A 22,020-nucleotide genomic window follows, 5' to 3' on the forward strand; every position below is an offset into this window, starting at 1 on the left:
CTCTCAGCTGCCGACGGTCAGGCCGACCTTCTGGAATTCCTTCAGGTCGCAGTAGCCGGCTTTGGCCATCGAGCGGCGCAGGCCGCCGACCAGGTTCAGCGAGCCGAACGGGTCGTCGGACGGCCCGTTCAGCACCTGCCGCAGCGGCGGGCGCTCCCCGATCGCGACCTGCAGCAGCGCGCCGCGCGGCAGCGACGGATGCGCGGCCGCGGCCGGCCAGAACCAGCCGTCGCCGAGCGCCTCGGCCGCCTCGGCCAGCGGGGTGCCCAGCACCACCGCGTCGGCGCCGCACGCGATCGCCTTGGCCAGCTCGCCGGAGGTGTGGATGTCGCCGTCGGCCAGCACATGCACGTAGCGGCCGCCGGTTTCGTCCAGGTATTCGCGGCGGGCGGCGGCGGCGTCGGCGATCGCGGTGGCCATCGGCACGGAAATGCCGAGCACCTCGTCGCTGGTGGTCACGCCGCGCGTCGAGCCGTAGCCCACGATGACGCCGGCCGCGCCGGTGCGCATCAGGTGCAGCGCGGTGCGATGGTCGAGCACGCCGCCGGCCACCACGGGCACGTCGAGCTCGGCGATGAACGTCTTGAGGTTGAGCGGCTCGCCGTCGCTCGCGACGCGTTCGGCGGAGACGATCGTGCCCTGGATGACCAGCAGGTCCACCCCGGCAGCCAGCAGCGACGGGGTCAGCGCCTGGGCGTTTTGGGGGCTGACCCGCACCGCGGTGGTCACCCCGGCCTCGCGGATGCGGGCGATCGCGGCGCCCAGCAGCTCGGGGTCCAGCGGCGCGGCGTGCAGTTGCTGCAGCAGCCGGATCGCTGCCGACGGCTCGGGCTCCTTCTCTGCCGCCTCGATGACCTGGGCGATCTTGGCCTGCACGTCGGCGTGCCGGCCGATCAGCCCTTCGCCGTTGAGTATGCCCAGCCCGCCGAGCCGGCCGAGCTCGATGGCGAACTCCGGGGACACCAGCGCGTCGGTGGGGTGGGCGATGACGGGGATTTCGAACCGGTAGGCATCGAGCTGCCAGGCTGTCGAGACGTCTTGCGAGGAGCGGGTGCGCCGCGAGGGCACGATGTTGATGTCGGCGAGCTCGTAGGTGCGGCGGGCGGTGCGGCCCATGCCGATCTCGACCATGTCACGCATGTGCGACCCGTTCACCGCACGTAGTAGTTGGGCGCTTCGGCGGTCATCGTGATGTCGTGCGGATGGCTTTCCTTGAGGCCCGCCGCGGTGATCCGGACGAATTGCGCCTGCTGAAGCATTTCGATGGTGGCCGACCCGGTGTAGCCCATCGCGGCGCGCAGGCCGCCGGTGAGCTGGTGGATCACGGTCGCCAGCGGCCCGCGGAACGGCACGCGGCCTTCGATGCCTTCGGGCACCAGCTTGTCCTCGCTCAAAGCGTCGTCGGCGAAGTAGCGGTCCTTGGAGTACGACTTGCCCTCGCCCCTGCCCTGCATGGCCCCCAGCGATCCCATCCCGCGGTAGCTCTTGTACTGCTTGCCGTTGACGAAGATCAGCTCGCCGGGCGCTTCGGCGGTGCCGGCCAGCAGCGACCCGAGCATGGTCGTCGACGCGCCGGCGGCCAGTGCCTTGGCGATGTCGCCGGAGTACTGCAGCCCGCCGTCGGCGATCACCGGCACACCTGCCGGGCCGCACGCCGCCACCGCCTCCAGGATCGCGGTGATCTGCGGGGCGCCGACGCCGGCGACCACCCGGGTGGTGCAGATGGACCCGGGGCCTACCCCGACCTTGACCGCGTCGGCGCCGGCCTCGACCAGCGCCGCGGCCGCCGACCGGGTGGCGACGTTGCCGCCGACCACCTCCACGCGATCGCCCACCTCGGCCTTGAGCTTGCCGACCATGTCGAGTACCAGCCGGTTGTGGGCGTGCGCGGTGTCGACGACCAGCACGTCGACACCGGCGTCGACCAGGGTCATGGCGCGCACCCAGGCGTCGTCGCCGACGCCGACGGCCGCGCCGACCAGCAGTCGGCCGTCGCTGTCCTTGGTGGCGTTGGGGTGCTGCTCGGTCTTGACGAAGTCCTTGACGGTGATCAGCCCGGTCAGCCGGCCGCGGCCGTCGACGATCGGAAGCTTCTCGATCTTGTGCCGCCGCAGCAGGCCGAGCGCCGCGTCGGCGGTAACACCTTCCTGGGCGGTGATCAGCGGCGCCTTGGTCATCACCTCGGCGACCTGCTTGGACTGGTCGACTTCGAAGCGCATGTCGCGGTTGGTGATGATCCCGACCAGCTCGCCGGAGTCGCCGACCACCGGCAGTCCGGAGATCCGGAACCGCGCGCACATCGCATCGACCTGGGCCAGCGTGTTGTCCGGCCGGCAGGTGACCGGGTCGGTGACCATGCCGGCCTCGGAGCGCTTCACGGTCTCGACCTGCCCGGCCTGTTCGGCCACGGGCAGGTTGCGGTGCAGCACGCCCATGCCGCCGGCGCGGGCCATCGCGATCGCCATCCGCGACTCGGTGACCGTGTCCATCGCCGAGCTGACCAGCGGCACCTTCAGCCGGATCTTCTTGGTGAGCTGGCTGGAGGTATCGGCGGTGGCGGGCACCACATCGGAGGCCGCGGGCAGCAGCAGGACATCGTCGAAAGTCAGGCCCAGCATCGCGACTTTGTGCGGATCGTCGCCGCCGGTAGGCACCGCATCCTCGGGGATCCCACCGACGCGGGCGTACGGGCTGACAATGAGGTCGTCGGTGGACATCGCCGGGTCCTCCATACGCAGGCGGGGTGAGAATCCCATCCTATCGGCTCACCCCGCACCCGCGACGACGCGCGCCGGGCGGCCGGTGATCCGCTAGCGCGATGCCAGTGGGGCTGCGTAATGTGGAGACGTGCGCGACTACCTCCCACCGGGTTTGCCGCCCGACCCGTTTGCCGACGACCCGTGTGATCCGTCGGCGGCGCTGGACGCCGTCGAGCCGGGTCAGCCCCTGGACCCTCAGGAGCGGATGGCGGTGGAAGCCGACCTGGCTGACCTGGCGGTCTACGAGGCGTTGTTGGCGCACAAGGGGATTCGCGGGCTGGTAGTTTGCTGCGACGAGTGCCAGCAGGACCACTACCACGACTGGGACATGCTGCGCGCCAATCTGCTGCAGCTGCTGGTCGACGGCACGGTCCGTCCGCACGAGCCGGCCTACGACCCCGAGCCGGACGCCTACGTCACGTGGGATTACTGCCGCGGGTACGCCGACGCCTCGCTGAACGAGGCGACGTCAGACACCGAGGGGTTCCACGGGCGCCGCTGAGTCACGCGGCCAACGGATTGATCCAACGCAGGCCAGGAAACCGCGTGAAATCTGCATCCGCGGAAGCTAATTCGACTCCATGCTCGATTGCGAGCGCCGCCAGCTGTCCGTCAGGGACAAGATTGCCCGTGATTTCGACTTGTGCGCAGAGTCTCGCGTAAACCCGTGCAGTGGTGTCCGTCGCGGGTGGGATCCAGACCACGGGGATTGCGAGCCAGTCTTCGACGTAGCTCCACGCGTCGGCGGCCGGTAGTGGGTTCTCGGTAACTCGCGGATGCGTGACGATCCGGAGGAAAGCTCCGATGGTCTGCCACGGCAGTCCCACTCGGTTATCACCGTGAAGCGTTTCCTCTAGCCAGGTTGCGGCCGCTTTGTTGTGCCTGCTGCTCTCGTCCACCGCATAGAGCAACAGGTTCGCATCAACGATCATCGTCGAGTAGATCGAGCACATCTGCGACGTTTGTGACGTCAACCTTCAGCCCGATCTTCGCGGTTCGGTGCTGATAGTTGACCGTCTTGGAGGCGATGCTCGCTGTGGCCATGCCTCGTCGCGCCAACAGGTTGAGGGCCTTGCTAAGTCCTATTCCGCTGCGGCGAAGACGCTCGATTTCGGCGGCTACATCGTCATCGAGCACCACGGTCGTTCGCATAACACCATGATATCGAGCTACGCATCACGATGCATGACTGGCTGCATCGCAATGCCCCGCGTCAGGGGCTGGTGGACGTGGACGCCGAGGATGTCGGTTGGCTGGGCGTAGTTGCTGCGGCCGTGGACGGCTGGGTGGTGGCGCGCTCGGGGCTCGGCGACGCGCTGACCGAAGTGGTGGTTGCGCTGGTTGACGTCGGTGACGTCGTTGCAGCCTCCGATGCCGTCGACGTGTTCGTGGCCGGAGTGGACGACGTGGTCGTCGATGTCGGAAGCGACGTCGGCGTCGTCGTTGGTTCGGAACTGGACTCGGAGGCACTCACCGAAGTCGTAGTGGCCGAAGTTGCCGGTGCCACAACGGGATTCGGCGCAGAGCTGGGGGCAGCCGTCGCGTTCGGATCGCGGGTGGAGACCTTGGCGTTGAGCTGGTTCACCTGGTCGATCAGATTCTGTTTACGGGTGCTGTCGTTGACGCTCTGCACACTGGTACTAAGCGATGCGAGCTTGTCCTGGGCCTGGGCCCACTGACCCTGGTTGATCATCTGCTGGACCTGCTCGATCTCGGTTTTGGCGGCCAGCTCGACACGGTCGTCGTGCACCGAGGCCGGCTCACCGAACAACAGCGTGTGCACGCCGAAGAGCGCGTCACCGGGCTGGGCGCCGCCCACCATGGCGCCGAACCCGCCGAGCGTGAGCACGGCTGCGGCCACCGACCCGGCCAGGGCCAGGCGGCGACGGTTGGGCGGCCGCTCGGCCAGCCCCTGCTGCAGCGCCGCGAGCGCCTCTCGGTCCGACACCAGTGCGCTCGCCGGTGGCCACCGCAAGTCGTCGCGCCAGTCCGCCAGCAGCGCGGCCAGCGCCTCGTCGCCGGGTTCACTGAGGTCGACCGGGCTTCGGGTGGCGAGCGCGTCGAGTAGCCGATCGGTGCGTGCCACTGCGGCCAGGTCCGGCTGACTGAAATCAGGCATAGTCACGTCCCGCCGCGACGATCTCGGACTTCAGCCGCGCCAACGCGCGGTGTTGTGCCACCCGGACGGCGCCGGCGCTGGTGCCGACGGCCGTGGCGGTCTCCTCGGCGCTCAGCCCGACCACCACGCGCAGGATCAGGATCTCGCGCTGCTTGTCCGGCAACACCTCGAGCAGTTCGTTCATCCGGACGACAGAGTCGGCTTCGATCGCCACCTCCTCAGGTCCCGCCTCGACCGACCGCTGCTCCGGCAGCGTCTCCGCGGGATACGAAAGGTCGCGGCCGGCGGCACGATGCGCGTCGGCCACCTTGTGTGCGGCGATGCCGTACACAAAGGCCAGGAAGGGGCGTCCGCGATCGCGATAGCGCGGCAGCGCCGTGATGGCCGCCAAGCACACCTCCTGCGCCACATCATCAGCCGAGAGGCCGCCCCGCTCGACCGTGCCCACCCGCGCGCGGCAGTATCGAACGACGATCGGGCGGATCGTCTCCACCACTTCGCGAAGCGCGTCCCGATCTCCTGCCACGGCGTCCGCGACAACAGCGTCGAGACGTTCTTCTTGGATTGTCATCGACCGCGGCATCTCCAACGTTACGAACCGGACGTGGCCCGGCGCGGTGGCACAGCTAAACGATAAGGGGCGATATGCGGTTTCCGGGTTAGCCCGCGCTCCAAGCGCCTCCGGCGTGGCGCACTTGTTGCGCGCACGCGTCGCGGATGTCGCGTAGCTGTTGCGTTGTGCGCGTTGCGCTTCCGACGTCGACCAGCAAGCATGCCACCGCCCAGCACAGCGGCACCAGCCCCAAATTGGCGGTGGTTTCCAGCGCGGCGTCGCCGACGGCGCGTGCCTTTTCGATGTTCCCGGCGCTGCACAGCGCCGCGGCCAACACCACCTCGCTCTTGGTTTGATGGCGCTTCGAACCTGCCGGCACCGCCAATTCGATTGCGGTTTCGGCGCGTCTGACAGCAGTGTCGCCGTCGCCGGATGCCATCGCCAGCTCGGCAGCGACCCACGACCGGCGCACCTGCAGTCGAGGCACGCCGGCCTGTTTGGCCAGGGGCTCGGCACGGTCCAGCAACGTCGCCGACGCAGCCAACCGACCGATGCCGAGCGCGTCGGCGGCCAGCCCGATCAGCGCGTCGGCCGCGGCCTCGGGGTGATCGCCGGCGAGCGCCGACGCGCGACCGTCCCAGCCACGGGCCAGTCGGTGCCAGCCGAGCTGGCGCAGGAACGACCCTTGGGTGCTATGGGCCAGCGAGGCGAGTCGGCCCGTCGCCGTGACGCGCAGTAGCTTTGCCAGGTCGCTGCGGGCACTGCCGTAGCGGCCCTGCCCGCCTGCGGCGACCGCTCGCAGCCAGAGCTGCTGCGGCGTACTCGCGGTCGGCAGCGGCCAGCGGCCGGGTTGGTCGCCGAACGCGGCGGCGGCCAAGGATGATTCGACAGCCGCATCGGAAGAGATATCAATCACTGTGAGCATTAGTTAAAAGTCTGTGGTTTCTGCGTTACGGCGATATTAACCGTTGGGCAGGCGCCGGTAATTGCAAGCCCCATCCGACCCCTGCGCCAACAGGCAAATCGCGACATAGACCGAGTTCGCAGTAGCATGCAGCACCCTTAGTAAGAGCATCGCAGCGATGAACGAAAAGTAAATTCTCAAGGCACAGTTAGATATTCGGTAGCTTGCAGTGCTATTGACGGAATTTCATCGGCACCCCTACCTTTAACGGCGACGGGTAGTCATCGGCGACATCGCTCGAATCAGTTGACGATTTATGCGATCACAACTGGTCCCCACATGCGCGTGTAGAGAGGGATTTCCATGCCACAGCCGGAACAGCTACCGGGACCCAACGCGGATATCTGGGAATGGCAACTGCAGGGTGTTTGCCGGGGTGTGGATTCGTCGGTGTTCTTCCACCCCGACGGCGAGCGCGGCCGTGCTCGCATGCAGCGCGAGCGGCGGGCCAAGGAGCTCTGCCGACGCTGCCCGGTGATCGAGCAGTGCCGCAGCCACGCGCTGGAAGTCGGCGAACCGTACGGCATTTGGGGCGGCCTGTCGGAAACCGAGCGTGACCTGTTGCTCAAGCGCGACATGGGCCGCTCGCGCGGGATCCGCCGCACCGCTTAGCGAGCGGACGCAAACGAGTCACCCGCCAACTCGAGGCCGAAAACCTGCACGGCAGCGGACTTGCCCTTCAGCGCGTGGAATCCTCTGTCGGCCAGGCCGACTGGTCGAGAAACCAGCGCGTCGACTGACTGCTGGGTGAGAAGGATCGCGTCACCGGTGGTTTTCGTGAGCTGCTCGACACGGGCGCCGACGTTGACGGTGTCGCCGATCAGGGTGAACTCGAGCTTGCCTGCGCCACCGATGGTTCCGGCGATCACTAGGCCAGTGTTGATTCCGATGCCGATCCGCAGCTCGCCGCCGAATCGCTCGGCGACCGAGCGGTGAATCAGAACCGCTGCGTTGACGGCGGCGTCGGCATGATGGACAAGATCGTTGGGGGCGTTGAAGACGGCCAGCGCGCCGTCACCGAGGAACTTGTTGACATGCCCGCCGGCGTCGACAACAGCGGGCACGACGATCTCGAACAACGCGTTGAGTCGGGCGACGGTGTCCTCGGCGGTGTTCGCCTCGGCGAACGGCGTGAAATCGCGGATGTCGACGAACATCACGGTTACCTCGCGGCGCTCTCCGGTGAAAAGGTCGTCACCTTGCTCGAGCAGCCGCGCCGCCAAGGCCGGGTCGACGTAGGTGCCGAACGCGGCTTGAAGTCGTTGTCGCTCAGCCAATCCGGCCTGCATGCGGTTGAACGACGCCGCCAGTGCGCCGAGATCGTCATCCTGGACGACCGGCAGGCGTTGGCTGTAGTCGCCCGCCGCAACACGTTCGGTTCCTGCTGCGAGGTCGCGAATCGGTTGCAAGATAGGCGAAAACGAGGCGCCCACCGCGATCGGTATCGAGACGCCGAGCGTGTATGCACACGTTATCGCCACGGCGAGTGCGGGGCCGTACGCGGCCAGATCGAACACGGCTGCCAGCATTGCGCCCGCAATGACAGACGCGAACGCTGTCATGACCATGGACAGGTTCGTCCAATTGGCGAAAGTCGGGCGAGAGCGAGGCAGTGAGTCACCGATGCCTGTATCGCTGGCGATGGCCACCCGGGCCGGCCGCAACGCTCCTTCAGCGAAGCTGTGCACTGAGATCAGCATGTTGGCCACGCCCATCGCGGCGCCCAGGATCGCGTACTGGACCAACCGCGAGCCCGTTGCCCCTGCGATCGCACCCACACCGACGGTGAACAAAGCGGTCCACACCGCATCCGTCCCCACCGTTCGGGCAACCGCACGCCGGGCATAGGCATACGTCGCGCCCAATACCGTCGTCGGATCGGCCGCCCGCCCCGCAGCCCACTGCTCAACAGCGCGCATCTCTTTCATGCCAGGAAGGACCAGCAGGTAAGCCCGCACCAGCACGGCAACAACGGTGAAGACGGCCGCTTCGCCGTAGTGACCGGATCTTTCGAACGCCATAACAATGAATGACCAGAGCAAAAAGACCGGCAGCGACAGCGGATACATCACCGCGCAGAGCGCCCATGAGTATCTCGGCCCGTACCGATCCCATACCCACTGGAAGATGCGGTCCATGCTGGGAGACTAAACGCAAATAGCCGCTGACCTGCGGTTTTTGCGGAACAGCCCTCCTAAGGCAAGCCGGCTGTTACGGTCGCGTCAATGTCGGGCCGAGCAGGAGACATCACCGTGAGTAAACAGCTTCTAGCCGGAGCCATCGCCGCGGCAGGGTTCGCCGTTGGTTTGATCGGCGCGCCGGCGGCGCATGCCGACGATCAAGGATTCCTCAACGAACTCCGATCCAACGGCTTCGGGGGGTGGTCTGTCGGAGGCCAGCAGATGCCCGACGGCGTGCTGGTGGCGCAAGGCTATATGGCTTGCAACAGACTGCATCTGGGCGAGTCGCCGGACCAGCTGGTCGGACAGCTGAGCCCCAACGACGCCGGTACCGGCCGGATGCTGATCCAGGCCGCACAACACAACCTGTGCCCCGACACGCTGTAACGCTCTGAGCGCGGGTTTTCGACGCCTGCTGGTGCTTAAGTCGGGATTGTGAAATCCGTCGTTGTGTTGTTCCGCGACACGGTCGCGGTGCGGATAGCGGTTGCGGCCCTGCTCGGAGTTGTCGTCGCTCTCTTCGTGGGTAACGCCGTCGGCTGGCGATTCGCGCTGTCCGGCTGGGTCGTTGCCGCCGGTGTCTATGTGGTGTGGACGCGGCTCATCCTGGGCGGGATGGACGCCGATGAAACCCGCAGATATGCGACGCGGGAGGATCCCACCCGATGGGCATCTGACGCCCTCATCGTGTCGGCGAGCGTCGCGAGCCTCGGCGGGGTCGGTTACGTGGTCGCGGCCGCATCGCGGTCAGGGCCCGCGGCCATAGAAGCCGCCATACTCGGCATCCTGAGCGTCGCGGCATCCTGGTTTGCCGTGCACACACTGTTCACCGTGCACTACGCCCGGCTCTACTACTCGGGCGAGCCGGGCGGCATCAACTTCCACGACCCGGAGCCACCCCGCTTTCGGGACTTCGCGTATGTCGCCTTCACTGTGGGCATGACCTTTCAGGTGTCGGACACCGAGATCGGACTGACGTCCATCAGGGCAACGGTGTTGCGCCATGCGCTGTTGTCCTACCTCTTGGGCGCGGTCGTCTTGGCGGTCACGATCAACCTGATCGCGGGATTGGGGTCCAAGGTCTGATCGAGCGGAAAGGACCGTGATGAATCTCTTTGGGCTGCATGGCAAGAGCGCTCTGGTGACTGGCGCCTCGAGTGGTATCGGCAAGCGAGTCGCGCTGGCCTACGCGCAAGCCGGGGCTGCGGTGGCGATCGCGGCCCGACATCACGAGCCACTACAGGAACTGGCGGCAGACATCGCCGATGGCGGCGGGACGGCGATACCCATCACCTGCGACGTCACCCAGCCGGAATCGGTGGACGCGATGCTGAACCGAGTCGACCACGAATTGGGCGGTATCGACATCGCGGTATGCAACGCAGGGATCATCAACTTCGACGGCTTGCTGGATATGCGGCCGGAGGAATTTCAGAAAATCCAGGACACCAACGTCAACGGTGTCTTTCTCACCGCCCAGGCCGCGGCCAAGTCCATGGTTGCCCGGCAGCGCGCCGGCAGCATCATCACGACGGCGTCGATGTCGGGTCACATCGTCAACACCCCGCAACAGGTCGGTCACTACTGCGCCTCGAAGGCGGCTGTCATCCACCTGACCAAGGCGATGGCGGTGGAGTTCGCGCCCCACAACATCCGGGTCAACAGCGTCAGCCCGGGTTACATCCTCACCGAACTGGTGGAGCCGTACATCGCCGAGTACCAAGCGTTGTGGGAGCCGAAGATCCCGCTCGGACGCCTGGGCCGGCCCGAAGAACTCGTCGGCATATACGTCTATCTCGCGAGCGACGCGTCGAGCTACATGACCGGTTCCGACATCGTGATCGACGGCGGCTATACCTGCTGGTGAATGACGAAGCGCCCACAGCAGCAGCACCGTTTGACATTGGCCAATCAAGGTAGGCCGAGCCCATGGAAAAGAGCGCAGCCTTAGTGGTCGCCGCGCTTACCGCGACATCGCACTAGGTGGGCAGATGCGAGGCCGTCGAGGACTTCGACTCCGCCGGAGGCGTGTACCAGGCGCCGGGTCACAGCGGCTATCCCGCCCGCGGAGACCTGACCGCATTGCAAGTGCGCCCCGACGGCGCGGCGAAACTCGTCACAACAACTAGCTCGTTCACCGCCGCGGACCTCAGAAACACGGCTAGCCTGCGGTGTGATTTCCGCGGCGGCCGCCACGACGACCTCGTCCACCTCGGCGCCAACTACCGTCACCACGAGCACCACGACCACGGTCCCACCGCCGGCCACGAGTGCGAGCATTGTCACGGTCACCAGCACTCCGACCACCACGTCGACGCCAAGCACGACCCTGACGACTCCCATCTGAGTAGTGCGGAGCCCGTTCAACGGCACCCACCTAGTTGGCGTGCCGCCAAGCAATCACGAAATCACCTGGCGGGGTGCGACTCTAGACTTTTTGCATGCCCAAGGACGGACGACTGCTCATCGTCCGTTTTTCACCGTTCACCGCAGACGCATGCACGAAAAACGCTCAGGACACCTTCGATGACGACCTCGATGAGGGGCGGCCCGGTCGATATGGCGTATCAACCAGCGGGATTATCGTGCCTACAGCAGAAACAGTCGATGATGCGATCATTCGTCTACGTGCGATCGTTCCCCTCAGGGGAAGGCACATCGCGCCAGTTTGGGCGGACGACCTGGAACATAGCGGCTGGGTCGTGATCCCTGATATGCCGCCTGCGGCGCACTACCTGGTAGGGAAAGGTGACCTATCCGATATGCCCGACTTTACCGACCTAGCGCTAATCTGGGCTGACGCGAAGCGTGTATGCCCGACCTACAGAAAAGGAGGTGACCAGCGATGAGACGACTGCAGATCGACATAAACCGGCGTAACCGCGCTGGGCAAACTCCCACGTCCTACGTAGGTCCGACGCCCGTCATTGGTGAACGAGTCGTTGTCTTCGAGCCCGAGGACGGCGTTTGCGCCGATGCTGTGGTCGCTGCTGTAAACCCCAACCGATGCCTCGTTGTTCTTGACGTGGATTGGGACTCTATGCGGGATGACGTGCTCGTTCGCGATGTCACTACCGTCACTGGCCATGCGCTGCGTTCCGTGGGGCCAGTAAGCGTCCCAACCGGCGGAACCACCAAAGGGGTTGCAGTGCTTGTCGGCAACTGCTAGGGGCTTGCGTGAACCTGACGGTCCTACTCGCGGACTCCGCGCAGATAGACGCCAGCAACAAGGTCTCCGCGTTGGGGATGGGTTGGACTCACATTACTGCGCCGTCTCCCCCCATGGCTGTTGTTGGATTTGTGGAATTGGAGCAGAGCGACCTCCCGTTCACTCTTGCCATTCGAATGGAACTGCGGGATGCGAACGACGCCCTCGTGACGATGGAAACTCCGGAGGGACCGCGTCCTGTGGTGATCGAAGTCCAAGCGCAGGGCAATCCCTTAGACGAGTCCCGCGCGGGCGAGCCCGTGCTGGTGCCTATCGCCGCTCAATTCGGTCCGGGCATGTTCACCAAACCGGGCGTGTACGCCATCCATGTAACAGCGACTCGTGAGAAGGACGGCGAATCGGTCCACGGCATACGCGATTTCCTCGTTTTGCCGCCCGACACGGCTCCTGACACAGGCGCAAAAGACTGAGACCGTCTGGCATCTGCGCGGCAGTCAATCGCCCAACTAGTCGCAGTCGAGATGCTCCTGGCCTACTCGGAACCTAGATGGTCGAAAGTATGCGTGATTTCGTCTCGCTTTTTCGACAGCTCGTTCTCGATGTAGAAGGCGTTGGCCAGGGAGATGGCCAGGAGAATGCAGGCGACAACGCGGGCTGCTTTCGCGGCGCGCAAGAAGAACGCGAGAGCTACGGCACCGCCCACGACGGCAACCCCGGTCCAGACCGGTCCTGAACCGGTCATCAGGCTGACTGATTGCATCGACATGAATAGGCCGACGACAGCGAGGACGCCGACACCGATTGAAACAGCAGTTGTCCTGCCTCTGCTAGAGCCGTCCGCCGGAGACGCTGCCGATGGCAAGTTCGGCGCTGAAGCTGGCTGAGGGGGTCCGCTCCAAGCGGTGCCGTTCCAGTAGATTTGCCGCCCAGGGTCCGACGGATCGGGGTACCAACCGGGTGAAGGAGATGGCGTCGTCACGCCGACAAACGGTACAACTGGCCACCGACGACATGCGCCGTTTTTGGCCCTGCCACGGCGAGAACAGAGAACGGGGGGCCGGGACCCAGTGAAGGTCCCGACCCCCCTTCGTCAGTCATCAGTGAGCGTGACCGTGGTGGTGGTCGTGCTCGGCCTTTTCCTCCGGCTTGTCCACCACAGCCGTCTCGGTCGTCAGCACCATGCGAGCCACCGACGCGGCGTTGAGCACCGCCGAGCGGGTCACCTTGACCGGGTCGATGACACCGTCTGCGGCCAGGTCCCCGTAGCTCAGCGTCGCCGCGTTCAGCCCGTGCCCGGCGGGCAACTCGGCAACCTTGCTGACCACGACGGACCCGTCGAGCCCGGCGTTGGTCGCGATCCAGTACAGCGGCGCGCTGAGCGCCTCGGAGAACACGTCGACGCCCAGCGCTTCGTCCCCGGAAAGTGACGAGCGCAGGTTGGTCAGTGCCTTGCGGGCCTGGATCAACGCGCTGCCGCCGCCGGCCACGATGCCCTCCTCGACCGCGGCCTTCGCGGCGTGCACGGCGTCCTCGACGCTTTCCTTGCGCTCCTTGAGCGCGGTCTCGGTGGCGGCGCCGACCTTGATCACGGCAACCCCGCCGGCCAGCTTGGCCAGCCGCTCCTCGAGTTTCTCGCGATCCCAGTCGGAGTCGGTGGTCTCGATTTCCGAGCGCAGTTGCTTGGCCCGCGCGGCGATCGCCTCGGCCGTGCCGCCGCCGTCGACGATCACGGTGTCGTCCTTGGTGACCACCACGCGGCGGGCCGTGCCCAGCACGTCGAGCCCGACCTCGCGCAACAGCAGCCCGACGTCGGGGTTGACCACCTGGCCGCCGGTGACCACCGCGAGATCCTCGAGGAACGCCTTACGACGGTCACCGAAGTACGGCGCCTTGACCGCGACGGCCTTGAGCGTCTTGCGGATCGCGTTGACGACCAACGTGGCCAGCGCTTCACCTTCGACATCCTCGGCGACCACCAGCAGCGGCTTACCCGCCTCGGCGACCTTCTCCAGCAGCGGCAGCAGGTCGGGCAGCGAGCTGATCTTGTCGCGGTGCAACAGGATCAGCGCATCCTCGAGCACCGCCTCCTGTGCGTCGAAATCGGTGACGAAGTACGCCGACAGGTAGCCCTTGTCGAAGCCGATCCCCTCGCTGAACTCCAGCTCGGTGGTCAGCGTCGACGACTCCTCCACGCTGACGACGCCGTCGTGGCCGACTTTGGTCATCGCCTCGCCGACCAGCTCGCCGATCTGCTCGTCGCGCGACGACACGGTGGCCACCTGAGCGATGCCGGTCTTGCCGGCCACCGGGGTCGCCGCGGCCAGCAAGGCCTCGGACACCGCGTCGGCGGCCTTGCCGATGCCCGAACCCAACGCGATCGGGTTGGCGCCGGCGGCGACGAGCCGCAGCCCGCCCTTGATCAGCGCCTGCGCGAGCACCGTCGCGGTGGTGGTGCCGTCACCGGCGACGTCGTTGGTCTTGGTGGCCACCGACTTCACCAGCTGGGCGCCCAGGTTCTCGAACGGGTCTTCCAGGTCGATCTCGCGGGCCACGGTGACGCCGTCGTTGGTGACGATCGGTCCGCCCCAAGCCTTGGTCAGCACAACGTGGCGCCCCCGCGGACCCAGCGTGACCCGCACCGCGTCGGCCAGCTTGTCGGCGCCCAATTCCATGGCGCGCCGGGCGGTTTCGTCGTATTCAATCAGCTTGCTCATCAGTCTTTCCTGTCCCTGTAGAGCGGTCCGCCCCGGAAATCACCCGTACACAGCGGGGATTGCCGGGGCGGAACACGCCTTTGGTTACTTGGAGACGACGGCCAGCACGTCGCGCGCCGACAGGATCAGGTACTCCTCGCCGTTGTACTTGATCTCGGTGCCGCCGTACTTGCTGTAGATGACGGTGTCGCCCTCGGAGACGTCGAGCGGAATCCGCTTCTCGCCGTCCTCGTCCCAGCGGCCGGGGCCGACGGCGACGACGGTGCCTTCCTGCGGCTTCTCCTTGGCGGTGTCGGGAATGACCAGACCGGACGCGGTCGTGGTCTCGGCCTCGTTGGCCTGTACGAGGATCTTGTCCTCGAGTGGCTTGATGTTCACGCTCGCCACGATTGGAGCCCTCCACTAGTTGGTAGCAGGTCCGGGGCGGTCGCCCCGGACTGTCCGAATTACCAGGTGCTTCGGCATTCGTCCGTGCCCTCGCGTCGTCGTCGCGGGTGCCGACACCAGGGGTTGTCCGATTGCCACCTAGCACTCTATACACGAGAGTGCTAGCACTCAAGGCTCCCCCGGTGCTTCAGTCCCCCTGTGCCGCGATGGTGCGCAAATCCGGTGTTCACCCGCATGCGACTGGGGCACCCGCACGCTCGCGGACGGGGCTGATAATGGGGCCATGACTCGCCTCGCCGGCCTGGCCACGCTGATGCTCGCAGCCCTCATCGGACTGGCCGGGGTCGCGCACGCCGACCCGAACGGCCAGATGTACGGCGACCCTGGAGCCGCCGCCCCCTATTGGCGCTACCAGCATCAGGAAGACTGCGGCCTAATGGCCGTCGCCGACGTAGTAGGCCAACTGACCGGGAAAGAACCCACCCAAGTCGGCATCGAGTTACGCGGTGCGTTCACCAAGAGCGAAGTCCACCATGGCGGCATCTACCAATTCGACGGCACCGCACCCGAAGACCTGGTCGTCCTGCTGGAGAAGTACGGCATCCAGTCCGACCTCACCACCGGCAACACCATGGAGGGTCTCGAGCAGGACCTGGCCGGCGGCCACAAGGTGATCGCCGGGCTCAATGCCGAAACCATCTGGAACTATCCGCCGGGCAAGGGCCAGCGCACCAACGCCGACCACGCCGTCGTCGTAACCGGAGTCGACACCCGCACCGACATCGTGCACCTCAACGACAGCGGCACCCCGAACGGCCGCGACGAGCAGATCCCGATGGCCACGTTCACGCAAGCCTGGGCCACCGGCAACAATCTGCTGATCGTCACCCGGCAAACCGGCCGTTAGCGCACTTGGCCTTTCACCACGGGCAGGCCCGGGTCGCTGGCCACGTCAAGCGGTGACGGCGGCGCTCCGGCGGCCACCAGGTGCGCGGCGAACGAGGCGATCATCGCCCCGTTGTCCGTGCACAGCCGGGGCCGCGGAATCCGCAAGGTCAATCCGGCTGCAGCGCAACGTTCTTCGGCCAACTCCCGCAGCCGAGAGTTGGCGGCCACTCCCCCGGCGATCAGCAAGGTGTCCACGCCGAGTTCGCTGGCGGCACGCACCGCCTTCATCGTCAGCACGTCGGCCACCGCCTCCTGGAAGCCGGCCGCGATGTCGGCGGTCGACGCGTCGGGATGGCTCTCCACGTGGCGGGCGACCGCGGTCTTGAGCCCGGAGAAGCTGAACGCGTACGGATCGTCGCGCGGGCCGGTCATGCCGCGCGGGAACACAATTGCGTCACGGTCGCCAGTGCGGGCCAGGTCGTCGAGCACCTTGCCGCCGGGATAGCCGAGCCCCAATAGCCGGGCCACCTTGTCGTAAGCCTCGCCGGCGGCGTCGTCGACGGTGCTGCCCAGTTCGACGATCGGCTCACCGAGCGAGCGCACATGCAACAGGTGGGTGTGGCCGCCGGATACCAAGAGCGCCACGCTTTCCGGCAGCGGCCCGTGCTCGTAGACGTCGGCGGCAAGATGTCCGCCGAGGTGGTTCACGGCATAGAACGGCACACCCCAGGCGGCCGAATACGCTTTGGCCGCAGCCACTCCCACCAACAGCGCACCGGCCAGTCCCGGCCCTATGGTGGCGGCGACGACGTCGGGTTTCGAAACCCTGGCGGCTTCCATGGCGCGTCGCATGGCCGGTCCCAGCGCCTCCAGGTGTGCCCGCGAGGCGATCTCGGGAACCACGCCGCCGAACCGGACGTGTTCGTCGACGCTGGAGGCCACCTCGTCGGCGAGCAGGCTCACCGCGCCGTCGTCGTCGAGCCGGGCGATGCCGACACCGGTTTCGTCGCAAGATGTTTCAACAGCCAGAACGATCACTGTGCCTCCCGTCGCATCGTATAGGCGTCGGCGCCGCTGACCCGGTAGTAGCGTCGCCGCACGCCGACGTCGGTGAATCCGGCGCTGCGGTACAGCGCGATCGCCGCCTCGTTGTCGGTGCGCACCTCCAGGTGCACGACGCCGCCGTCGGCGAAGTCCAGCAGCTGGTTCAGCAGTCGGCGGCCGATCCCGCGGCCCTGGAACGCGGGGTCGACGCCGATGGTGTGCACCTCGTACTCGAACGGCGGTGTGCGGCCCAGCCGTGAGATGCCTGCGTAACCCACCAGCAAGTCGCCGGCGCGCGCGGCCACGTAGTGGTTGTGCTTGGCGGCGAGTTCGCGCAGGAACGCGGCCTTCGGCCAGGGATCGTCGCCGGGGAACAGCAATGCCTCCAGCTCGGCACACCGCCGCGCGTCGTCGGGCGTCAGCGGGCCGAACGTGACTTGTGCGGCAGGGGCTTTCGCGTCGGGACGACGCAGGTACAGCGGCACCAGCGGCGGCGGACTGCCCGACCAATCGGGCACCGCCGCGACCAGCCCGCTCGGCGTCGGGTAGGTCGGCCAACAGCGCGGCAGGTCGAACAGCGCCGCGTGCTCGGGTGAGCCGGCCACTGCGCGAACACCGGCGGGGTCGACGTCGGCCGGGGCATTCACGGCGGGACCCTCCACGCGGATCCCGTCGCGGTAACGCGCCCAATAGATCTCGCGCCGGCGGGCATCGGTGACAACCAGGGTCTCGCCTTTGGTCTGCCCCCCGATGGCGTCGAGGCTGCATACTCCGTACACGGGTATGCCCAGGGCGTGCCCGTACGCCGCGGCGGTCGCCATACCCACCCGCAGCCCGGTGAACGGCCCGGGGCCGCAGCCCACGACCACGGCGTCCAGGTCGGCCATCGTCAGGTCGGCATCGGCCAACGCCGCCAACACATTCGGGGTGATCCGCTCGGCGTGAGCGCGGGCGCCGACCGTGACCCGTTCGGCCAGTACCTCGCCGTCGCGCACGACACCAGCCGTCACGGCCGGGGTCGCGGTGTCGATCGCCAGGATCAGCACCGGCCGCTCCACCGCCACGTCGCGATCCGCACGTCGGAGTTGGTGACCCGCTCGAGGCGCACGTCGAGGTGACGCTCGGAAAGCCGTTCGGCCAGACCCTCGCCCCACTCGACCACCACGACGGCGTCCTCGAGGTCGGTGTCCAAGTCGAGCGAATCCAGCTCGCCGAGCAGGTCGGTGCCGCTGTGGTCCAGCAGCCGGTACATGTCGACGTGGATCATCGCGGGTGCGCCGGAACGCCGCGGCGGATGCACCCGGGCCAGCACGAACGTCGGCGAGGTGACCGGCCCGTCGACGTCCATCGCCGCGGCGATTCCCTTGGCCAGCACGGTCTTTCCCGCGCCGAGCGGACCGGACAGCACCACCACGTCGCCGGCGCGCAGCTGCGCGCCCAACTGTGATCCGAGCGCCAGCGTGTCCTCGACACGCTCGAGCGTCGCCGTGCCTTGCTGTGGCGATCGCAAGCGCGGCGAAGCCGGGCGCAGCGGGTCGCCACCACCGGACTCAGGCACGGCGAAGGACCCGCTCACGCCAGCGCTGACTCGCCGCGGCGAGCCGGCCCGGGGTGGCTCGCTTCACCAGCCGCACCAAGCCCTCGTTGATCGGGTCCGGCTTGCCCAGCAGCACAAGATGACCCGCCCGCCCGACGATGATCAGCTCGCAGTTCGGCAGCGCGCTGGCCATCCTGCGCGAGTATTCGTCGGGCGTGAGCAGGTCGTGATCGCCGCAGACGATCAGCGTCGGAATCCGGGCCAATGTGGACAGCGCCGCGGTCTCGTCGTGCGTTTCCAGGGCGTGCAGAAACTCGACCATGGTGGCAACGGGCGTGCCGTGCATCATCTTCTGCGAAAACGCCACCACGCTGGGGCTGACGTTGAAGTCGCCGTAGGAGGCCGCCCGCAGAATCGGCCCGATCAGTGACCGCGCCACATGGCGGCCGCGGTGGACCAGTTTGGGCGCCGACCGTGCGGTGAACCGGATGGCATCCAGCGCCGGGTTCTGCAGGATCTCGCCCAGCGGCGATTTCGCAACCCCTTCGGCGGCAGACGAAATCAGCGCCGCACCGACAATGCGGCTGCCGTAGTGCTGCGGGTATTGCCGGGCATGCGACAACACCGTCATGCCGCCCATCGAATGACCGACCAGCACGATCGGTCCGCGCGGCGCGATCACCTGCAGCACCGTCTCCAGGTCCTTGCCCAGCTGAGCGATCGTGTAGGTCTCCGGCGGCGCTTCCCCGGAGCGCCCGTGCCCGCGTTGGTCGTAGAAGATCATCCGGACCCGCGGGCCCCACTGGTCGCAGAGTCGCATCCGCTGAAAGTGGAAGGCGCCCATGCGAAGACAGAATCCGTGGGCGAACACAACCGTCAGTGGCGCATCGACCGGCCCGACCTCGCGCACCGCCAGCGGCACGCCGTCGGGTGTGGTCACCACGTAGCTGCGGTCGCCGTCGATCGCCTCGAAGTTCTCGTTGACATAGGGGTCGTCGACGACGGCCCGGCGAGTCACCTGCCGGGCGACCGACACCGCGGCGATAGTCCCCACCGCGCTCAGCCCGGCGGCACCCGCCAACCATCGACCCTTGCGCCCGTCATCACCGCTCAACGGTTTTCGGCCTCGCGGTAGGTCCTGGTGATGCGACCGCGCGGGCTGGTCACGACTTCGTAGTGGATGGTGTCGAGCATGTCGGCCCAGTCCTGCGCGGTAGGTTCGCCCTGGGTGCCGGGGCCGAACAGGATCACTTCGTCGCCCTCGGCGACGTCGGGCTGCCCCGAGCCTAGGTCGACGACGAACTGATCCATGCAGATCCGCCCGACGCCGCGGCGCAACCGGCCGTTGATCAACACGTCGAGACGTCCGCCGAGCGCCCGGAACACTCCGTCGGCGTAGCCGATTGGCAGCAGCGCCAGGTTGGTGTCGCGCGCGGCGATCCAGGTGTGCCCGTAGGACACGCCCTCGCCGGCGCTGACCGAGCGAACCAGTGCCACAACGGTTTTCACTGTCATCGCGGGCACCAGGTCCAGGTCGTCGCGTCGGGAGAATGGGTTGAGGCCGTAGACCGCGATACCGGGCCGGACCATGTCGAAGCCAAGGTCGGGCCGGGTCAGCGCCGACGGTGAATTCGACAGGTGCGCGACCTCGTAGGGCAGGCCATGCTCGCGTGCCTGCGCCAAAACCTCCCGAAACCGTTGCGCCTGTAGGTCGTTGGCGGGATGCTCGGGTTCGTCGGCGCAAGCCAGATGCGACATGACGCCCCGCAGCCGGATGGCGTCGTCGGCAAGGGCGCGGCGCAACGCGGCCAGCATCTCCGGGTGCTCCGCGGCGCGGACACCGTTGCGGTTCATCCCGGTGTCGACCTTGACCGTCACCGTCGCGGTTCGGCCGGTGCGGCGCACCGCATCGAGCAGTTCGTCGAGTTGACGTACCGACGACACAGCGATCTGGACATCGGCCGTCAGCGCGGGCGCGAAGTCGGTGCCCGGCCGGTGCAGCCAGGCCAGCACCGGCTCGGTGATGCCGTCGGCGCGCAACGCCAGCGCTTCCTCGATGGTGGCAACACCGAGCTCGGCTGCGCCGGCGCCCAGCGCGGCGCGGGCCACCCGGGTGGCCCCGTGCCCGTAGCCGTCGGCCTTGACGACGGCCATCACCTGCGCCGGGCCGGCATGCTCGCGCAGCACGCGCACGTTGTGCGCGATGGCGCCGAGGTCGACGACCGCTTCGGCGATCAGGCCCGGAGTTGTCACTATCATCCCGGCCATTGTCCCAGAGCCGCGAATGTGGGCTGCCGAGCGAGCCCGGCCAACGGCTCAGTGCGCGAAGTGCTGTTCGTCGAAGTGCCCGCCCGGCTTGAGCTTGTCCAGATGGCCGATCGCGGTGACGGCGTCGTCGTGCAGGGCCCGGGCCAGGTCGGCGGACAGGCCTTCACGCACAACGATCCGCAGCACCGAGACGTCGGTGGCGTTGTCCGGCATGGTGTAGGCCGGCACCTGCCAGCCGAAGGTCCGCAGTTCGTGGGAGACGTCGAACTCGGTGTAGCCGCGGTCCCCGGTCAGCCGGAAGGCGACGACGGGGATGGCCGATCCGTCGGAGATCAGCTCGAAGTGCTCGCTCGCGGCCAGCCGCCCGGCCAGCCACCGCGCCGTCCCCGACAGCGTCTGCATCACCTGCGTGTAGCCCTCCCGACCCAGGCGCAGGAAGTTGTAGTACTGGCCGACGACCTGGTTGCCCGGCCGCGAGAAGTTCAGGGTGAACGTCGGCATGTCGCCGCCGAGGTAGTTGACCCGAAACACCAAGTCCTCGGGTAGGTGCTCGGCGGACCGCCACACCACGAAACCGATGCCGGGATAGGTCAGGCCGTATTTGTGTCCGCTGACATTGATCGACACGACTCGCGGCAGCCGGAAGTCCCACTTCAGGTCGGGGTGCAGGAACGGCACCACGAAACCGCCGCTGGCCGCGTCGACATGCACTGGGACGTCCACGCCGCCGCCTGCGGCCAGGCGGTCCAATGCGGCGCAAATCTGGGCGATCGGCTCGAGCTCGCCCGTGTAGGTGGTGCCCAGGATCGCGACGACGCCGATGGTGTTCTCGTCGACGGCGTCGACGACCTGCTCGGGAGTGATGACGTAGCGGCCCTCCTCCATCGGCAGGTAGCGGGGCTCGATGTCGAAGTAGCGGCAGAACTTCTCCCAGACCACCTGCACGTTGGAGCCCATCACCAGGTTCGGGGTGCGCTTCTCCCAGCCCTTGCCGACCCGCTGGCGCCAGCGCCACTTCAGCGCCAGCCCGCCGAGCATCACCGCCTCCGACGAGCCGATCGTCGACACGCCGATCGCGCTGGACGGGTCGTCGTCTTTGAGGCCCTCGGCGTGGAACAGGTCGGCCACCATGCACACGCAGCGCTGCTCGATGGCCGCGGTCGCCGGGTATTCGTCCTTGTCGATCATGTTCTTGTCGAACGTCTCGGACATCAGCTTGCCGGCCTCGGGATCCATCCAGGTCGTCACGAAGGTGGCCAGGTTCAGCCGGGAGCTGCCGTCGAGCATCAGCTCGTCGTGGATGAATCGGTAGGCAGCCTCCGGATCCATCGACTCGTCGGGCATCCGCAGCGCCGGCACCGGCGCGGTGAACAGCCGGTTGGTGTAGGCCGGCGCGATCGAATGCGCCGGGACGGAGGGGTGCGGCATGGGGATCCTT

At 67.1% G+C, this 22,020-nt stretch carries 25 protein-coding genes and 3 pseudogenes; 9 read left to right on the top strand and 19 right to left on the bottom strand.

The window, feature by feature from the left end; genetic code table 11:
* Positions 1-3 precede the first annotated feature (3 nt).
* Together G6N47_RS02465 and guaB are read right to left on the bottom strand one after the other, a co-directional pair.
* Complete coding sequence (locus tag G6N47_RS02465; protein WP_179966425.1) at positions 4-1,131, bottom strand: GuaB3 family IMP dehydrogenase-related protein; 1,128 nt, start codon at positions 1,129-1,131, stop codon at positions 4-6.
* Between the two features lie 20 nt (positions 1,132-1,151).
* Positions 1,152-2,717, bottom strand: coding sequence for an IMP dehydrogenase (guaB, locus tag G6N47_RS02470; protein ID WP_372517494.1), 1,566 nt, complete (start codon positions 2,715-2,717; stop codon positions 1,152-1,154).
* Positions 2,718-2,847: 130 nt separating this feature from the next.
* Here guaB and G6N47_RS02475 point away from each other — a divergent pair, with 130 nt between their 5' ends.
* Positions 2,848-3,261, top strand: a complete 414-nt coding sequence (locus G6N47_RS02475) for a DUF5319 domain-containing protein (RefSeq protein ID WP_045384891.1) — start codon at positions 2,848-2,850, stop codon at positions 3,259-3,261.
* A gap of 1 nt (position 3,262) precedes the next feature.
* Here the strand turns inward: G6N47_RS02475 and G6N47_RS02480 are convergent, their stop codons facing one another.
* The 5 genes from G6N47_RS02480 to G6N47_RS02500 form a co-directional block, all read right to left on the bottom strand.
* Entirely contained in the window at positions 3,263-3,712 is a 450-nt protein-coding gene (locus G6N47_RS02480; protein WP_232080107.1) for a type II toxin-antitoxin system VapC family toxin, read from the bottom strand.
* Positions 3,681-3,911 carry a CopG family transcriptional regulator gene (locus G6N47_RS02485; RefSeq protein ID WP_083130050.1) on the bottom strand — a complete coding sequence of 77 codons (231 nt, stop codon included), beginning with the start codon at positions 3,909-3,911 and terminating at the stop codon, positions 3,681-3,683. Before G6N47_RS02485 ends, G6N47_RS02480 begins: the two co-directional genes overlap by 32 nt.
* 61 nt (positions 3,912-3,972) lie before the next feature.
* Complete coding sequence (locus G6N47_RS02490) at positions 3,973-4,878, bottom strand: anti-sigma-D factor RsdA (RefSeq protein ID WP_083130051.1); 906 nt, start codon at positions 4,876-4,878, stop codon at positions 3,973-3,975.
* Positions 4,871-5,449, bottom strand: coding sequence for a sigma-70 family RNA polymerase sigma factor (locus G6N47_RS02495; RefSeq protein WP_083130491.1), 579 nt, complete (start codon positions 5,447-5,449; stop codon positions 4,871-4,873). Before G6N47_RS02495 ends, G6N47_RS02490 begins: the two co-directional genes overlap by 8 nt.
* 88 nt (positions 5,450-5,537) lie before the next feature.
* Positions 5,538-6,356, bottom strand: a complete 819-nt coding sequence (locus G6N47_RS02500) for a tetratricopeptide repeat protein (RefSeq protein ID WP_083130052.1) — start codon at positions 6,354-6,356, stop codon at positions 5,538-5,540.
* A gap of 342 nt (positions 6,357-6,698) precedes the next feature.
* On the opposite strand from G6N47_RS02500, the gene G6N47_RS02505 reads away from it, so the two are divergent.
* Complete coding sequence (locus tag G6N47_RS02505) at positions 6,699-7,007, top strand: WhiB family transcriptional regulator (RefSeq protein ID WP_083130053.1); 309 nt, start codon at positions 6,699-6,701, stop codon at positions 7,005-7,007.
* Here G6N47_RS02505 and G6N47_RS02510 read toward each other — a convergent pair.
* Positions 7,004-8,533 (bottom strand): adenylate/guanylate cyclase domain-containing protein, encoded by a 1,530-nt coding sequence (locus G6N47_RS02510; protein WP_083130054.1) that lies wholly within the window; start codon positions 8,531-8,533, stop codon positions 7,004-7,006. The two genes, G6N47_RS02505 and G6N47_RS02510, sit on opposite strands and share 4 nt — an antisense overlap.
* Before the next feature lie 114 nt (positions 8,534-8,647).
* Here G6N47_RS02510 and G6N47_RS02515 point away from each other — a divergent pair, with 114 nt between their 5' ends.
* The 6 genes and pseudogenes from G6N47_RS02515 to G6N47_RS02540 all read left to right on the top strand — a co-directional run bounded on the left by G6N47_RS02515 (position 8,648) and on the right by G6N47_RS02540 (position 12,214).
* Complete coding sequence (locus G6N47_RS02515; protein WP_139799315.1) at positions 8,648-8,962, top strand: DUF732 domain-containing protein; 315 nt, start codon at positions 8,648-8,650, stop codon at positions 8,960-8,962.
* Between the two features lie 48 nt (positions 8,963-9,010).
* Positions 9,011-9,661: a DUF1345 domain-containing protein gene (locus G6N47_RS02520; RefSeq protein WP_083130056.1), complete on the top strand. Its 651-nt coding sequence runs from the start codon at positions 9,011-9,013 to the stop codon at positions 9,659-9,661.
* Between the two features lie 19 nt (positions 9,662-9,680).
* A complete protein-coding gene (locus G6N47_RS02525) occupies positions 9,681-10,442 on the top strand; it encodes an SDR family oxidoreductase (RefSeq protein ID WP_083130057.1) in 762 nt (253 codons plus the stop codon).
* Between the two features lie 116 nt (positions 10,443-10,558).
* Positions 10,559-10,922, top strand: a pseudogene (locus G6N47_RS30140) (superoxide dismutase family protein); the annotation flags it as partial.
* Between the two features lie 94 nt (positions 10,923-11,016).
* A complete protein-coding gene (locus G6N47_RS02535; protein WP_139799316.1) occupies positions 11,017-11,424 on the top strand; it encodes a hypothetical protein in 408 nt (135 codons plus the stop codon).
* A 328-nt stretch (positions 11,425-11,752) separates the two neighbouring features.
* Positions 11,753-12,214 (top strand): DUF6941 family protein, encoded by a 462-nt coding sequence (locus G6N47_RS02540; protein ID WP_083130058.1) that lies wholly within the window; start codon positions 11,753-11,755, stop codon positions 12,212-12,214.
* A 62-nt stretch (positions 12,215-12,276) separates the two neighbouring features.
* Here the strand turns inward: G6N47_RS02540 and G6N47_RS29505 are convergent, their stop codons facing one another.
* The 4 genes and pseudogenes from G6N47_RS29505 to groES form a co-directional block, all read right to left on the bottom strand.
* The gene (locus tag G6N47_RS29505; RefSeq protein ID WP_232080298.1) at positions 12,277-12,486 is read right to left on the bottom strand and encodes a hypothetical protein; all 210 of its coding nucleotides are present in this window, start codon (positions 12,484-12,486) and stop codon (positions 12,277-12,279) included.
* Positions 12,487-12,651: 165 nt separating this feature from the next.
* Positions 12,652-12,723: pseudogene (locus G6N47_RS29510) on the bottom strand (hypothetical protein); the annotation flags it as partial.
* A gap of 118 nt (positions 12,724-12,841) precedes the next feature.
* Complete coding sequence (gene groL, locus G6N47_RS02550; RefSeq protein WP_083130060.1) at positions 12,842-14,458, bottom strand: chaperonin GroEL; 1,617 nt, start codon at positions 14,456-14,458, stop codon at positions 12,842-12,844.
* 84 nt (positions 14,459-14,542) lie between these two features.
* Complete coding sequence (groES, locus tag G6N47_RS02555; protein ID WP_045384501.1) at positions 14,543-14,845, bottom strand: co-chaperone GroES; 303 nt, start codon at positions 14,843-14,845, stop codon at positions 14,543-14,545.
* A gap of 283 nt (positions 14,846-15,128) precedes the next feature.
* On the opposite strand from groES, the gene G6N47_RS02560 reads away from it, so the two are divergent.
* Positions 15,129-15,752, top strand: a complete 624-nt coding sequence (locus G6N47_RS02560; RefSeq protein ID WP_083130061.1) for a C39 family peptidase — start codon at positions 15,129-15,131, stop codon at positions 15,750-15,752.
* Here G6N47_RS02560 and tsaD read toward each other — a convergent pair.
* The 7 genes and pseudogenes from tsaD to G6N47_RS02590 form a co-directional block, all read right to left on the bottom strand.
* Complete coding sequence (gene tsaD / locus G6N47_RS02565) at positions 15,749-16,771, bottom strand: tRNA (adenosine(37)-N6)-threonylcarbamoyltransferase complex transferase subunit TsaD (protein WP_083130062.1); 1,023 nt, start codon at positions 16,769-16,771, stop codon at positions 15,749-15,751. The two genes, G6N47_RS02560 and tsaD, sit on opposite strands and share 4 nt — an antisense overlap.
* Positions 16,768-17,199: a ribosomal protein S18-alanine N-acetyltransferase gene (gene rimI / locus G6N47_RS29515; protein WP_372517514.1), complete on the bottom strand. Its 432-nt coding sequence runs from the start codon at positions 17,197-17,199 to the stop codon at positions 16,768-16,770. Before rimI ends, tsaD begins: the two co-directional genes overlap by 4 nt.
* A 9-nt stretch (positions 17,200-17,208) precedes the next feature.
* Positions 17,209-17,841, bottom strand: a pseudogene (tsaB, locus tag G6N47_RS29520) (tRNA (adenosine(37)-N6)-threonylcarbamoyltransferase complex dimerization subunit type 1 TsaB); the annotation flags it as partial.
* The gene (tsaE, locus tag G6N47_RS02575) at positions 17,817-18,308 is read right to left on the bottom strand and encodes a tRNA (adenosine(37)-N6)-threonylcarbamoyltransferase complex ATPase subunit type 1 TsaE (RefSeq protein ID WP_139799372.1); all 492 of its coding nucleotides are present in this window, start codon (positions 18,306-18,308) and stop codon (positions 17,817-17,819) included. The gene tsaE and the pseudogene tsaB, both read right to left, overlap by 25 nt.
* A 19-nt stretch (positions 18,309-18,327) precedes the next feature.
* On the bottom strand, positions 18,328-19,428 hold the full coding sequence (locus G6N47_RS02580; protein ID WP_083130063.1) for an alpha/beta fold hydrolase: 1,101 nt from the start codon (positions 19,426-19,428) through the stop codon (positions 18,328-18,330).
* Entirely contained in the window at positions 19,425-20,582 is a 1,158-nt protein-coding gene (gene alr / locus G6N47_RS02585) for an alanine racemase (RefSeq protein ID WP_139799317.1), read from the bottom strand. Before alr ends, G6N47_RS02580 begins: the two co-directional genes overlap by 4 nt.
* A gap of 48 nt (positions 20,583-20,630) precedes the next feature.
* Positions 20,631-22,016, bottom strand: coding sequence for a glutamate decarboxylase (locus G6N47_RS02590; protein WP_139799318.1), 1,386 nt, complete (start codon positions 22,014-22,016; stop codon positions 20,631-20,633).
* Positions 22,017-22,020 lie beyond the last annotated feature (4 nt).

Source organism: Mycobacterium branderi (assembly GCF_010728725.1).
Lineage (GTDB): Bacteria > Actinomycetota > Actinomycetes > Mycobacteriales > Mycobacteriaceae > Mycobacterium > Mycobacterium branderi.

Bases quoted from the DNA above. Each gene is read 5' to 3' on its own strand.
- G6N47_RS02465 (WP_179966425.1), bottom strand. From the start codon at position 1,131: ATGGTCGAGATCGGCATGGGCCGCACCGCCCGCCGCACCTACGAGCTC.
- guaB (WP_372517494.1), bottom strand. From the start codon at position 2,717: ATGTCCACCGACGACCTCATTGTCAGCCCGTACGCCCGCGTCGGTGGG.
- G6N47_RS02480 (WP_232080107.1), bottom strand. From the start codon at position 3,712: ATGTGCTCGATCTACTCGACGATGATCGTTGATGCGAACCTGTTGCTC.
- G6N47_RS02485 (WP_083130050.1), bottom strand. From the start codon at position 3,911: ATGCGAACGACCGTGGTGCTCGATGACGATGTAGCCGCCGAAATCGAG.
- G6N47_RS02490 (WP_083130051.1), bottom strand. From the start codon at position 4,878: ATGCCTGATTTCAGTCAGCCGGACCTGGCCGCAGTGGCACGCACCGAT.
- G6N47_RS02495 (WP_083130491.1), bottom strand. From the start codon at position 5,449: ATGACAATCCAAGAAGAACGTCTCGACGCTGTTGTCGCGGACGCCGTG.
- G6N47_RS02500 (WP_083130052.1), bottom strand. From the start codon at position 6,356: ATGCTCACAGTGATTGATATCTCTTCCGATGCGGCTGTCGAATCATCC.
- G6N47_RS02505 (WP_083130053.1), top strand. From the start codon at position 6,699: ATGCCACAGCCGGAACAGCTACCGGGACCCAACGCGGATATCTGGGAA.
- G6N47_RS02510 (WP_083130054.1), bottom strand. From the start codon at position 8,533: ATGGACCGCATCTTCCAGTGGGTATGGGATCGGTACGGGCCGAGATAC.
- G6N47_RS02525 (WP_083130057.1), top strand. From the start codon at position 9,681: ATGAATCTCTTTGGGCTGCATGGCAAGAGCGCTCTGGTGACTGGCGCC.
- G6N47_RS02535 (WP_139799316.1), top strand. From the start codon at position 11,017: ATGCCCAAGGACGGACGACTGCTCATCGTCCGTTTTTCACCGTTCACC.
- G6N47_RS29505 (WP_232080298.1), bottom strand. From the start codon at position 12,486: ATGACCGGTTCAGGACCGGTCTGGACCGGGGTTGCCGTCGTGGGCGGT.
- groL (WP_083130060.1), bottom strand. From the start codon at position 14,458: ATGAGCAAGCTGATTGAATACGACGAAACCGCCCGGCGCGCCATGGAA.
- G6N47_RS02560 (WP_083130061.1), top strand. From the start codon at position 15,129: ATGACTCGCCTCGCCGGCCTGGCCACGCTGATGCTCGCAGCCCTCATC.
- alr (WP_139799317.1), bottom strand. From the start codon at position 20,582: ATGGCCGGGATGATAGTGACAACTCCGGGCCTGATCGCCGAAGCGGTC.